Below are 13,054 nucleotides of genomic sequence, written 5' to 3'. Positions count from 1 at the left end.
CTATTGATTCTATATGACATGGCAAAGTGCCACGTCTACACTCCACTTTTACGATGGAGCAATTATTTTAGTCGTTGAAAACACCGTTATTCATAACGCAACGCTGTGGCTGGTTGCACCCTTGCAGCCCGTAGCGCAGGGTAAAGGGTTGCCACTAGGGTCACCACTAAGGTACCGACAATAATCAGCGACAATTGCCCAAGCGCCAGTTTTACCGGCAACATTTGTCCAGTCCCTAAAATCGAAATACCCAGGGTTGCCATAATGCCATTCAAATTAAGGGTAATTAGAATACCCACCACTAAGCCCAGCGCTAAACCTAACACCGCATTCAATAAACCTTGCACCACAAAAATGCCCATCACAGCTGAGGTTCTTAAACCTTGGGTTTTAAGCACTGCGACATCGGTGGTTTTATCGACAACCATCATTACCAGCGCCGAGACAATATTGAATGCCGCCACCGCCACAATCAGGCTGAGCATCAGCGACATCATGTTTTTTTCCATCTTCACTGCGCTAAATAGATGTCCATAGGTATCACGCCAATCGCTCGTGGTCACCTCGATGCCCTGCTCTGTTAAGATTTGCTGCACATCCTTGGCAAGCGCAGGCGCGTTAAAAGGATCGTTTAAATACAGCCTTAGCTGGTTGATTTCATCACTGGGCTGACGCATTAACCGCTTTGCATCTTGGTAATGGATATATGCAACGCCCGCATCCACTTGTGACCCCATTTCGAACACCGCGGACACTAAAAATTTACGTTGGCTGGGCACAGGGCCAAGCGGCGAGTACACCACGCCATCGCCACTTAATAAGCGTACCGTATCCCCAGGGCTGACTTTTAACTGGCGCGCCAGTTCGCTGCCCAATATGACCTTATACTGGCCACTGGTTAACTCGTTAAACGCGCCTGAATAGGTATGTTGCGCCACCGCGGAAAGTTTTTCGGCCAGCTCAGGAAACACCCCAAATACTTGTACCGCACGGATATTGGCCGCTGACTGCACCATAGCTTGCGTCGACACACTGGGCGTCACCCCTTGCACGCCGGGCAGCTCAGTTAGCTTTTTTGCCGCAATAGTCCAATTGCTTAAGGGAGCTTTAGTGTAAACCGTCAATTGCGGTACAGCGCCGAGGATGCGCTGCTTTAATTGCCCTTCGAGGCCATTCATCACCGAACTGACCACGATCAAGGCGGCAACCCCTAAAAAAATGCCCGAAACGGCAAATAAGGTAATAAAAGAAGCAAATGCGTTTGCTTTTCTGGCCCGCCAATAACGGTAACCAACGTAGAGAGGGAATCGAAGATCCATTGAAAGAGGGCTGCGTCCTGTGTGCTGAACTTGCTAAATCATAAAGATGGGCACGATAATAGGGGTTTAGGTTCTATAAATAAAGAGGCAAGCCTTGTTCACTGACACCAATCCGTATTTTAGTGTGCCTCATCCCTTTACTGCTTACTTAAGCCTCTGGGACGAAAACCGACCTCTACCCAATGAAATGGCTTTAAGATCAATGCAATCCTTAGGGATCCAGCTATTGAGTGAAGTAAAAGCCCTTGAAGCGAGCTGTTTGTTACAATTGCGGCATTTAGATAATGAAGCCAAGGTGGTGGTGGATTTTCTCAAGCTACAATCACGCAAGGTGGATTTAGTCCTGCAACACGTGCTCGAAAAAGAAGTCCAAGAGGGTGATAAATATGATGGTTGTCAGTTTGGTGGTAGCGGTATTCGCATAATCAGCACGACCGAATTACCTCTAGGGCGCCATGTTAAAGTGACCTTATTTATCCATGACGAACTGGTCGCTATTTTATGTTTTGCCAAGGTCACCGCTTGTATGCTCTCACAGGAAGCCCAATCAACTGCGCAGCAAGCACAACAGCACAACGCCTCGTCGCCCTATCTAATCGACCTCGAATTTAGCCAAATACTGGATTCGGATGTGGAGCAACTGGTCAAAGCGAGCCTCAATGTTCAACAAAAACAACTTAAACTGCGTAAACAAGCTAGGGACGAACGCCAATAAAGACGAGAGTTTTCACTAGCACCCTAGCGCCCAAGTCACTACAATAAATGCAACTTTTTGTGAATGAATCCGTTTATCCCACGCCAATGACACATATTTCAGCCCTAACACCGCCCGTTGTAAAAAATGGCACTCAAATGCAAACTCTGTCGTGTATCGCCGGAGTGGGTCAAGCGGTCACCCTCGCCAGCTTGATACGCCAACACCCAGGCACCACGCTCATTGTCACCAGTGACACACCAACGGCATTGAGTCTCGAGTTAGAGCTTAATTATTTATTAGCGAACACCACCATTAAGGTGCGGCTATTTCCTGACCGTGAAACCCTGCCCTACGACAGTTTTTCACCCCATCAGGATTTGATCTCCCAGCGTTTAGAAACCCTATCGCAAATATCCCATGCTGAGCACAGCGTGGTTATCGTGCCAGTGACAACACTGATGATGCGCTTGCCGCCGAAATCCTATTTAAGCTCCAATGTATTTGTGCTTAAAAAGGGCGATAAATATCAGCTCCATGATGTGCGCCAGCAATTAACCGATACGGGCTATCATTTAGTTGAGCAAGTTTACGAACATGGCGAGTTTGCCATTCGGGGCTCAATTCTCGATATCTTCCCTACCGGCGTGAATATGCCGCTGCGTATCGAGCTTTTCGATGATGAAGTTGAAACTATTCGCCATTTCGACCCAGAGACCCAGCGCTCATCCACACCCGTCGATGCGGTGCGATTATTACCGGCAAAAGAATTTCCAACCGATAGCAGTGCTATCGAAGGCTTTAGACAACGCTATCGCCGCCGTTTTGAGGTGATCGTTAAAGAGCCAGAGTCGGTTTATCAATTGGTGAGCCGAAATTTGATGCCCGCTGGGATTGAAAACTATCTGCCACTGTTTTTCGATGAGGTCGCGACGCTATTTGATTACCTGCCGAAGGACACTCAGTTAGTCACCTTGGGCGATATCGAAAAATCCGCTCGCGCCCATTTGCATGAAGTGGAAACACGGTATGAAGACCGACGGGTCGATCCGCTACGACCACTGCTTGCCCCTAAAGAACTGTATTTACTGATAGAAGAATTATTTGCCGCCTTTAAGCCGCTACCTCGCTATCAATTTGTGGCCCCAAATCCTGACACCAATGGTGTTGCGGCGCAAATTGATGCCAGAGCCTTGCCTGAGGTAAGCGCCAATCACAAATTAAAGCAGCCGTTAATCGCACTGCAGGATTATGCTGAGCAGGCGCCGCGCATATTATTTAGCGCAGAATCTGAAGGTCGCCGTGAAGCGCTGCTCGAACTCTTAGGTAAAATCCAGTTAAAGCCTACGGTATTTAGTCATTTTGATGAGTTTATTAAAACTGATACCAAACTTGGCTTGATCGTTTCGCCCTTATCCCGTGGTTGTGTACTGGGACTCGGCGCACAAACTGCCGTCAGCATCATCTGCGAAACTGAGCTCTTCGGCCAGCGGATTTCACAGCAGCGTCGCCGCGAAAAACAGCGTCAGATCAGTAACGATACCTTAATCAAAAATTTAGCCGAGCTGAAAGTTGGCCAGCCGATCGTACACTTAGAGCACGGTGTTGCCCTTTACCAAGGTTTAGTCACCCTCGATACTGGCGGCATTGTTGCTGAATATTTGCAACTTGAGTACTCAGGTGGCGATAAGCTCTATGTCCCCGTTTCCAATTTACATTTAATTAGCCGTTATAGTGTTGGCGCCGATGGGGAAACGCATCTTAATAAACTGGGTAACGACACTTGGGCTAAGGCGAAAAATAAAGCCATTGAAAAAATCCGCGATGTGGCCGCAGAACTTCTCGATGTCTATGCACGTCGCCAAGCTCGTCCGGGTGAGAGCTGCGAAATCAATGACGAAGAATACGCCCAATTCGCTCAAGGTTTCCCCTTTGAAGAAACCGTCGATCAAGAAAGTGCAATACATGCCGTGCTCGCCGATATGCAATCGCCAACCGCAATGGACAGATTAGTTTGTGGTGATGTGGGCTTTGGGAAAACCGAAGTCGCGATGCGCGCCGCCTTTGTGGCGGTGAATGCGGGTAAACAAGTGGTTGTGTTGGTACCCACCACGTTACTCGCCCAGCAGCACTACGAAAACTTTAAGGACAGATTTGCCGACTGGCCGGTGGTGATTGAAGTGATGTCACGCTTTAGAACCGCCAAAGAGCAGACCCAAGTGCTAAAACAGCTCGAAGAAGGCAAAGTCGATATCGTGATTGGCACCCATAAGCTGCTGCAATCCGAGGCTAAATTTGAGAATTTAGGCCTACTTATCATCGACGAAGAACACAGATTCGGTGTCAGACAAAAAGAGAAAATTAAAGCACTGCGGGCCAATGTGGATATTTTGACCCTCACCGCCACACCGATCCCCCGCACCTTAAATATGGCGATGTCGGGAATGCGCGACTTATCGATTATTGCCACACCTCCCGCTAAGCGTTTGGCGGTGAAGACCTTTGTGCGCGAATCCGATCCCGCGACGGTGCGCGAGGCTATATTGCGTGAAATCCTCCGTGGTGGCCAAGTCTATTACCTGCACAATAATGTCGAAACCATTGAAAAATGTGCCCAAGACATTAGTACCTTGTTACCCGAAGCGCGGGTTGTGGTCGCCCATGGCCAAATGCGTGAGCGGGATCTTGAGCGGGTGATGTCGGACTTTTATCACCAAAGATTCAACGTGTTAGTCTGTACCACTATTATCGAAACCGGTATCGACGTTCCCAGTGCAAACACCATTATTATCGAACGCGCCGACACCTTTGGTTTAGCCCAGTTGCATCAGCTACGTGGCCGTGTGGGTCGCTCTCACCATCAAGCCTATGCGTATTTGATGACGCCACATCCTAAACGTATGACTAGCGATGCTCGCAAACGTCTCGAAGCCATCGATGCCCTTGAGGATTTAGGCGCCGGTTTTATGCTCGCCACCCAAGATTTAGAGATACGCGGCGCAGGCGAACTCTTAGGTGATGAGCAAAGCGGCCATATCTCAAAAATTGGCTTTAGCCTCTATATGGAAATGCTTGAATCGGCGGTCAAAGCGCTTAAGCAAGGTAAAGAGCCATCGCTGGCGCAAATGCTCAATCAGCAATGTGAAATGGAACTCAGAATTCCGGCCCTATTACCTGAAGACTATGTCGGTGATGTGAATATTCGTCTGTCGCTCTACAAGCGTATCGCCAGTTGTGACAGCGAAGAAGCCTTAGACGAACTTAAAGTTGAGCTTATCGACCGCTTTGGTTTGCTGCCAGAGGCCACTAAAAACTTGATGGAAATGACTCTGTATAAACATCAGGCAACTCGGCTAGGGGCGACTAAAATTGAGGTACACGCCAAGGGTGGCAGTATCGAATTTAGCCAAGATCATAATATCGACCCAAGCTTTATCATTGGATTACTGCAAAGTCAGCCACAAATCTATCGAATGGACGGGCCGAATAAGTTAAAGTTCATGCTCAGCGCCGAAACGGCAAAAGAGAGGCTCGCGTTAGTCAAGCTCTTGCTCGAACAACTATCTCAACATCAATCGCAACATCGTCTTGGAGATAAATAGTGTTACGTCAACTCGCGGTCTCTATCGCTACACTTATTGCACTTTCACACAGTTCACTTGCCCGTGCTGAGGCGTGGTTCGAGGTTGAAGTCTATATTTTCGAACGCCAAAGCCAGTCAACTGAACAATGGCCTATGGCCCCAATTGAGACGAAAACCAATAGTGCAATCGACCTGATCTCACCGGTTGTAGGTCAGGCTGTGGTCTCCATGAGTAATGAGTCTGCGCCTTGCACACTTGTTTATGATGCCGATGCCAATAGCCATTGTGCAGAAAACACAAATACGAATGCCACTAATAACACCGATAATAGCACTAGTGGCGGCTTAAGGATCACAGGCCCAAGCACAACGACCACCCAGTACCGTTACCCAAGCATGATCCCATCGGAAATCGGCAGTAGCAGCCAAACCTACGCCAAACTTGGCAGTGGCCCGGTATTACTCGCAAGCAACCAAGGTCAGTTTGCAAGTATCGTTAATAGCTTATCCAGAGAACGTGGTAATCGTAGTCTACTGCATATGACATGGCAGCAACCTATGACGGGTAAAAGCGGCTCAGTGCCTGTTCGCCTATTTGCTGGTAAGGATTTCTCCGCCAACTACCACTTCGATGGCCGCCAAATTGTGCAACAAGCGTTAAACAGTTCGATGCAAAATACTCAAAGCTCCCAAGGAATGGCTTTAGAAAGTTCGGCACCATTGCTACCCTCTCCTGTTTGGCAACTTGATGGCACGCTAAATATTTATCTCAGCCACTACCTCTATATCGAAACGGCCTTAAATCTTCGTAAAGAAGGACGTAAGTTAATGCCTGTGCCAACCGATGAAACCAGCACAAATACTAATGCGACGCCTGTTAAAGTGATGACGCCTTACCTGATGTCTATTCCGCTGGAACAGAATCGCCGAGTGAAAAGTGATGAAATTCATTATCTCGATCATCCCGAAATGGGCATGGTGATCCAGATCCGTAAGATGGCGCAACCTAGCGCATAAAACGCCAGCCAATCAATGCTAAATAAAAAGCGGTAATACGAGTGTAATTACCGCTTTTTTTATCACCAATAGCTCCATGACCATTCAAGACTCATCGAGACTGAATTTAGCAACAAATCAGCGCACTATTGAAAAATCCAAATAAATATCATCGCCTTGGTCTTCTTCCACCTGCACCATTAATCCATCGGTGCAAGGCACGCCTAACTCACACCAGGCAATAAGATTATCTACAGCAGGATTACTGCCCTGTGCGAGCACTTCGACACTTCCATCGACGCAATTAGTCACATAACCTGTCACGCCCAAGGCTCGAGCCTTTGTCAGTGTCGCATGCCGACAGCCCACACCCTGTACGGTTCCCGTTAATTTGATTAGCACCCGTTTCATTTAAGACTCCTGAACAAGGTTAGCTTGTTATTCTCATGCGAGTTTAAGCATAGCCGAGATTTGAGCTTAGTTACGTTATAAATGTGTTAAGTGATGGATTTACTGAGTGAAACAAATGAAATGAAACGCATAAAAAAACAGCTAACAAGACCGCTGTTAGCTGTGTCGGGCGACATACGCAAAAGGTTGTCCATAAATGGACTAATGGCATAAAAGTTTGTAGCATTTTGTAACAAACTATTAAGACGCGCTACTTTACACAATTAATTACAAATTTCAACAAAATGATAGATAAATCCACTCTTACAGTACTTATTTAATGCTTTTTACTGAAATAGCCAACCAAACCAATAATATATACCGTCAACCATTCCAAATATGAAATATATCGATATACCAATACATGACGCTCGGTAGCATAAGCAGCAACCCCGTACATATAACGAACTGAAATATGGAAATGAGCGAAGGCTAAGGCTGGCAATCACACGAAAACCAAACCTATTCCCCTACAAATGAGTAGCGATGCGCGGTCTAATGATGAGTCTGCAAACGAGTATTAACCGTTTAGCTTAAAAGCTTTGATTTTAGGCAAATGGGCCGCTAATTGGGGGAATTTATGGGGTTGAGTTTCATCCCATTCGATAGGGTAAAAACAACTGAGTTCACTGGACGTTGCTTGACTGTCGAGCACTTCATCAAAACGAGACAGAATGCACATCGCTTTGTGGGTATTCTTCAACCTAAACTCTGAAACACACTTATTGGCGATGTCGGCATACTCTTCCGGGCGATCAATTTTCCCTTGCATTGTCTCTTCTGGATGAAGATTGGGATTGATCAACACCGACTTTAACCCATTTAAAAAGCCAATTCGCTCAGCCCAATACGCCCCCAAACCGACGCCCACCATTAACGGCGTGGGATCGTCGCTATACTGCATTTGCTTGGCGACCTCTTTCAATAAATGCTGCATATCATGCTTGGGGTGCAAAGTGCTGTAGCTGATAAGCCTTACATCAGGGTCAATAAACTGCAACTGACGCATTTTTTCGTGATTACCAGGGCTAGTCGCATCGAATCCATGAAGATAAAAAATCATATTGAGACCTTTTAACAATCTGCCAAACACGGCGTATGCCACTAACCCTAGCAAATATTCATTGCAGAACCTTGCGCTACATCAAACTTTTGCCTGTTGTGCGAGCTGTATTTGCTCGGCCAGCTGCTTAGCATTTTCCCAACGAGCGCTATTTTCTAATGCGATAGCAGTCTGCGCCGCATTAGGTTTAAGTAAACTCGCCGGATGTTTCGGTGCAGCAGAAGGCCATACAAAACCGTTTAAGAGTGACATAACACCTGGATTATCATTACAAACCAAAATCATATCGCAACCCGCATCCAACGCAGCTTGAGCGCGGCCTATATAATCTCCCGCAAAAGATGCGCCCTTCATCCCCAGATCGTCGGAGAAAATCACCCCGTTAAAACCCAGATCTTGGCGAAGGATCTGCTTTAACCAATAGGTTGAAAAGCCCGCAGGATTGGGATCAACTTTAGGGTAGATCACATGGGCAGGCATAATGCCTGATAATTTACCTTGAGCGATCAACTCCTTAAACGGCAGAATATCTTGATTAAAAATCGCCTCAGCCTCACGTTCATCGATAGGTTGCGCAATATGGGAATCTGCAGCCACACTGCCATGACCTGGGAAATGCTTACCCACGGCACCCATGCCCGCCTCGGCCATACCCTCAATAAAACTCTGCGCTAACGCAATCACTTCATCGGGCTTTGCACTAAAACTACGTTTGCCAATGACTTGGCTAATGCCGTTAAGATCGAGCACAGGCGCAAAGCTTAAGTCGATGTCACAGGCGAGTAACTCGATGGCCATTAAAAAACCCAGCTCACAGGCCCAACGTTTCGCCAATACCATCTCGCCCTTAGCCGCTGGCAAAATATCCCCCATGGCCGGAATAAGCGTAAAACCTTCGCGAAAACGTTGTACTCGTCCGCCCTCATGGTCGACGGCAATCAAAATCTCGGGACGAATTTGGCGGATCTGCTGCACCAAGGCAATTAATTGCTCACGGCTAGTAAAGTTGCGGGAAAACAGGATCAAACCGCCCACTTGCGGATGGCGCAGCATCTCAGCTTCAGCATCACTGACCTCTAAAGACAGCAGATCCAGCATTAGATAACTCATAATTCTCCCTAAAATTTCTTATTCATACTCAAAAAATAACCATAGCGATACTGGCTACGGGGTTCACAAAAATCCCCAAAAAGCGAGCCATTTACCGTCAAATTTTGCCCAAAACCGATAATGTAGACCATTAAATCGACATTAATGATCCGCTAATTAAGCTCAGCTTATCCGAAGACTTTCTAATAAAAAAAACTAATGTGAATCTTGATACTGATTTATGGGATACTGAACATAAGCGTATCACACAAGCCTATTTTTACGTGGATAATGCCTGCAGTTTGCCAGAGTTGATGCCCTAAAAACCAGCGTATTAACACGATAACTGCAAAGTTCATCCGCACACACTAAAATAAAAATCGAGACACAACAGGACTTCAATCATGATTAGCGTATTCGATATGTTCAAGATCGGCATTGGCCCTTCGAGTTCACACACTGTTGGCCCCATGAAAGCGGGCAAAATTTTTATGCAGCACCTTGCTGATTCGGGCCAGATTGCCCAAGTGGATGAATTAAGAGCCGAACTCTTTGGTTCCCTCGGCCAAACCGGCAAGGGCCACGGCACAGGTAAAGCCGTTATTTTAGGCTTGATGGGTGAAGATCCTGAAACCGTCGATACCGACAGCATCGATGGCATTCTTGAGCAAGTGTCTAAAAATGAAACCCTCACCCTCAGCTGCGGCAAAGTAGTCAAGTTTACCCGTGAAGACGGCATTACCTACCACAGACGTAAAACCCTTCCCGCCCATGCGAACGCCATGACACTGTATGCCTACAGCAAAGGCGAATGTATTTTTGAGCGCACTTACTACTCTGTCGGTGGCGGATTTATCTTAGATGAAGATGAAATCAACCAACGTAATGCCTCACCAGCATCGCAAATTGAATCAGCACCTTATGATTTTAACAGCAGCGCCCAATTACTCGAACTTTGTACTGAACATGGCTTAAGCATTTCATCCTTAATGATGGCCAACGAACTTAGCCTTGCCAGTGAAGAAGAGGTCAAAGCCAAGCTGTGGAATATCTGGCAAACCATGAAAACCTGTATTGAACGTGGTTACCAAAAAGAAGGCATTTTGCCAGGCGGTTTAAAACTTCGTCGCCGTGCGCCAGCACTCTATCGTCGCCTCAAAGCCGAAGGCCGTAACAACGTCGATCCATTAACCGCAATGGATTGGGTCGATTTATTCGCCCTCTCGGTAAACGAGCAAAACGCAGCAGGCGATCGCGTTGTGACTGCACCAACAAACGGCGCCGCAGGCATCATTCCTGCCGTGCTTTGTTACTACGATACCTTCGTGCAAGAAGTCGATATCGACGTTTGCGCCCGTTACCTGTTAACCGCCGCTGCAATTGGTATTCTTTACAAGAAAAATGCCTCGATTTCGGGCGCTGAAGTTGGCTGTCAAGGTGAAGTCGGCGTAGCCTGCTCAATGGCGGCTGGCGCCTTAACCGAGATTATGGGCGGCACAGTGGAACATGTTGAGAACGCAGCCGAAATAGGCATGGAACATAACCTAGGCCTGACCTGCGACCCCGTTGGCGGTCTAGTACAAGTGCCCTGTATTGAACGTAATGCAATGGGCGCAATCAAGGCCATTAACGCCTCACGTATGGCGCTACGCGGCGACGGTAACCACAAGGTATCACTGGATAAAGTGATTAAAACCATGATGGATACAGGTAAAGATATGCGCAGTAAATACAAAGAAACCGCCAAAGGCGGCCTCGCAGTGAACATTGTTGAGTGTTAATCCACTCAAACTGTTAATTAACTTAAGTCTTTAGCACTGTCATGCCGCGCTTAACCGTTCAAACCTAAACGATTAAGCGCGGCATTTGTTTATCCCGTACAATCTAATGCCTTAACTATCAGGACAGATTTCTGGCGATATCCCTGATATCTGCCAAAGTGTTTTCTCGATCCAATCTCTGAAATAGGAAATGCGTGAGTAATGCTCAATCACGCCATACTTACCTTCTTCCCAATTGGTTGACTCAGCATTTTGCCATGAGCTGACACCGATAAGGCAGACTGAATTTGTCGAGACGAGATATGCGGGGCCTCCCGAATCTCCTGGGCCACTGATCCCCTCCAATGGTAAAGTATTCGCGTCGCGGTCAAAGATAAATTGCAGCCATTGCTCCTGCACCCCAACCACGGCATTGTGTGCCGCGCGCAATTGTTTGTCGGCCGCCACAACGCCCACTAGCCCATTTCCAAAATCGCCACGTCCGACGAAGGTAGCGATTTTACCCGTTTCGGTTGAGGCATGATTCAATTTAGCGACTGTGGCGTCTTCAATTGGTGAAGCCAATTGAACCAATGCAATATCATTGGGAAAGTGTCGTTCTTTCCAAAGTGGATGTTTTATCACATCTTTAATCGGGTAAAAATCCGTTTTAAATTGCACTTTATTGCCAGTCGTTAGCTCGTTAGCCACATGCGCCGCCGTCACAATCCATTGCTTATCGATAAGGCTGCCTGTACCAAGCACGATTTCATCACCTTTATAAAGTCCTAAAAAGATGACCGTCGAATTATCGCGTTGCGCCGCCGCTTGATATTTCGCGTCATCGACATCATGCCTGATAATCATGGCATTAGCGGTACTCGCTGTCGCCAGTAACAGTACGAACATCCATTTCATATTGAACTCCTATCCTTATGTATATTTATTCGCCAATATTGTATTGAGAATATAGAGAATGAATCATCATTAATTTCGAGCACTTAACAGCTTTTTCTCATTTGAGATATAGCCGCTGCATTCAAATCATTCAGGCGCCATGGGTCAACATGACATGTTGAATGACATCGCAACTTATCCGTAAAAATAAAAACGCGGTGAACTTGATGTTCACCGCGCTTTTTAATATTTAACCCTAGGCTTTAACTCTGAGGTTTAATCCTGAAAGGGGTTAACGATTGGCAACCTTATTTAAAATACAAGCTATGGAATTTAAGGTGTTCTTCAATAAAGCTCGCAATAAAGTAATAGCTATGGTCGTAGCCCGCCTGCATACGCAAATCTAAGGGATAGCCTTTCGTTTTGGCGATATCACTGAGCGTGTGTGGCATTAATTGTGTTTCTAAAAAGCTGTCGGCATCGCCTTGGTCGACTAAAATAGGCACTTCGCTGATCGCCAATTTGAGTAACTCACAGGCATCATATTGGCGCCAGTGCTCACGATTTTCCCCTAAATACTCGGTAAAGGCTTTAATCCCCCAAGGCGCATTGCTTGGATTGCTGATAGGGCTAAAGGCCGAAATGGAGCTATATCTGTGGGGATGGGTTAATCCAATGACTAACGCGCCATGCCCGCCCATGGAGTGGCCAGAGATGGCGCGCTGTCCGGTTACGGGGAAATTCGCTTCAATCAGCGCTGGCAGCTCATGCACAATATAGTCGTACATTTTATAGTGGCGATTCCAAGGTGCTCTGGTCGCATTCACATAAAACCCTGCGCCGAGGCCCAAGTCATAGGCTTTATCCGGTGCATCGGCGACATCATCGCCACGAGGGCTGGTATCCGGGGCGACGATAGCCATTCCCAACTGAGCCGCAATACGCTGCGCGCCCGCCTTCTGCATAAAGTTTTCGTCGGTACAGGTGAGACCCGATAGCCAATACAGCACAGGTACAGGTTTATTGGCCGCCTCGGGTGGCAGGTAAATCGCAAAGCGCATCTCGCAGTTCAGCGCCTGAGATTGATGGCGATACTGTTTGTGCCAACCACCAAAACTCTTGTTACAGCTGATATTTTCTATGGTCATTTCAATCCCTTTCCTGTTCACTTTCAGCGGTTAGCTTGCCGTTCAAGACCCTATC

10 protein-coding genes are annotated in these 13,054 nt (G+C 47.0%); 4 read left to right on the top strand and 6 right to left on the bottom strand.

What is annotated here, in order from left to right; genetic code table 11:
* Window positions 1–86: 86 nt before the first annotated feature.
* Entirely contained in the window at window positions 87–1,319 is a 1,233-nt protein-coding gene (locus CEQ32_RS03685) for a lipoprotein-releasing ABC transporter permease subunit (RefSeq protein ID WP_088585524.1), read from the bottom strand.
* Between the two features lie 94 nt (window positions 1,320–1,413).
* On the opposite strand from CEQ32_RS03685, the gene CEQ32_RS03680 reads away from it, so the two are divergent.
* From CEQ32_RS03680 to CEQ32_RS03670, 3 genes are all read left to right on the top strand, one after another.
* Window positions 1,414–2,034: a hypothetical protein gene (locus CEQ32_RS03680; protein WP_055646622.1), complete on the top strand. Its 621-nt coding sequence runs from the start codon at window positions 1,414–1,416 to the stop codon at window positions 2,032–2,034.
* A gap of 86 nt (window positions 2,035–2,120) precedes the next feature.
* A complete protein-coding gene (gene mfd, locus CEQ32_RS03675; RefSeq protein WP_055646623.1) occupies window positions 2,121–5,615 on the top strand; it encodes a transcription-repair coupling factor in 3,495 nt (1,164 codons plus the stop codon).
* The gene (locus CEQ32_RS03670) at window positions 5,615–6,613 is read left to right on the top strand and encodes a peptidoglycan binding protein CsiV (protein WP_055646624.1); all 999 of its coding nucleotides are present in this window, start codon (window positions 5,615–5,617) and stop codon (window positions 6,611–6,613) included. Before mfd ends, CEQ32_RS03670 begins: the two co-directional genes overlap by 1 nt.
* A 117-nt stretch (window positions 6,614–6,730) precedes the next feature.
* On the opposite strand, the gene CEQ32_RS03665 is transcribed toward CEQ32_RS03670, so the two are convergent.
* From CEQ32_RS03665 to nagZ, 3 genes are all read right to left on the bottom strand, one after another.
* Complete coding sequence (locus CEQ32_RS03665; RefSeq protein ID WP_037418308.1) at window positions 6,731–7,003, bottom strand: acylphosphatase; 273 nt, start codon at window positions 7,001–7,003, stop codon at window positions 6,731–6,733.
* 559 nt (window positions 7,004–7,562) lie between these two features.
* Entirely contained in the window at window positions 7,563–8,105 is a 543-nt protein-coding gene (gene ycfP / locus CEQ32_RS03660) for an alpha/beta hydrolase YcfP (RefSeq protein ID WP_055646635.1), read from the bottom strand.
* An 81-nt stretch (window positions 8,106–8,186) separates the two neighbouring features.
* Window positions 8,187–9,215 (bottom strand): beta-N-acetylhexosaminidase, encoded by a 1,029-nt coding sequence (gene nagZ / locus CEQ32_RS03655; RefSeq protein ID WP_055646625.1) that lies wholly within the window; start codon window positions 9,213–9,215, stop codon window positions 8,187–8,189.
* 383 nt (window positions 9,216–9,598) lie between these two features.
* Between nagZ and CEQ32_RS03650 the strand changes: the two genes are divergently transcribed.
* Window positions 9,599–10,975 carry an L-serine ammonia-lyase gene (locus tag CEQ32_RS03650; RefSeq protein ID WP_037429797.1) on the top strand — a complete coding sequence of 459 codons (1,377 nt, stop codon included), beginning with the start codon at window positions 9,599–9,601 and terminating at the stop codon, window positions 10,973–10,975.
* Window positions 10,976–11,086: 111 nt separating this feature from the next.
* On the opposite strand, the gene CEQ32_RS03645 is transcribed toward CEQ32_RS03650, so the two are convergent.
* Both CEQ32_RS03645 and fghA read right to left on the bottom strand, forming a co-directional pair.
* Window positions 11,087–11,872, bottom strand: coding sequence for a S1 family peptidase (locus CEQ32_RS03645; protein WP_055646626.1), 786 nt, complete (start codon window positions 11,870–11,872; stop codon window positions 11,087–11,089).
* Between the two features lie 287 nt (window positions 11,873–12,159).
* Window positions 12,160–12,999 carry an S-formylglutathione hydrolase gene (gene fghA, locus CEQ32_RS03640; protein WP_037429803.1) on the bottom strand — a complete coding sequence of 280 codons (840 nt, stop codon included), beginning with the start codon at window positions 12,997–12,999 and terminating at the stop codon, window positions 12,160–12,162.
* Window positions 13,000–13,054: the final 55 nt, after the last annotated feature.

The organism is Shewanella sp. FDAARGOS_354 (assembly GCF_002209245.2).
Taxonomy (GTDB): Bacteria; Pseudomonadota; Gammaproteobacteria; order Enterobacterales; family Shewanellaceae; genus Shewanella; species Shewanella xiamenensis.
This window is presented reverse-complemented; position numbering and strand designations above follow the sequence as displayed.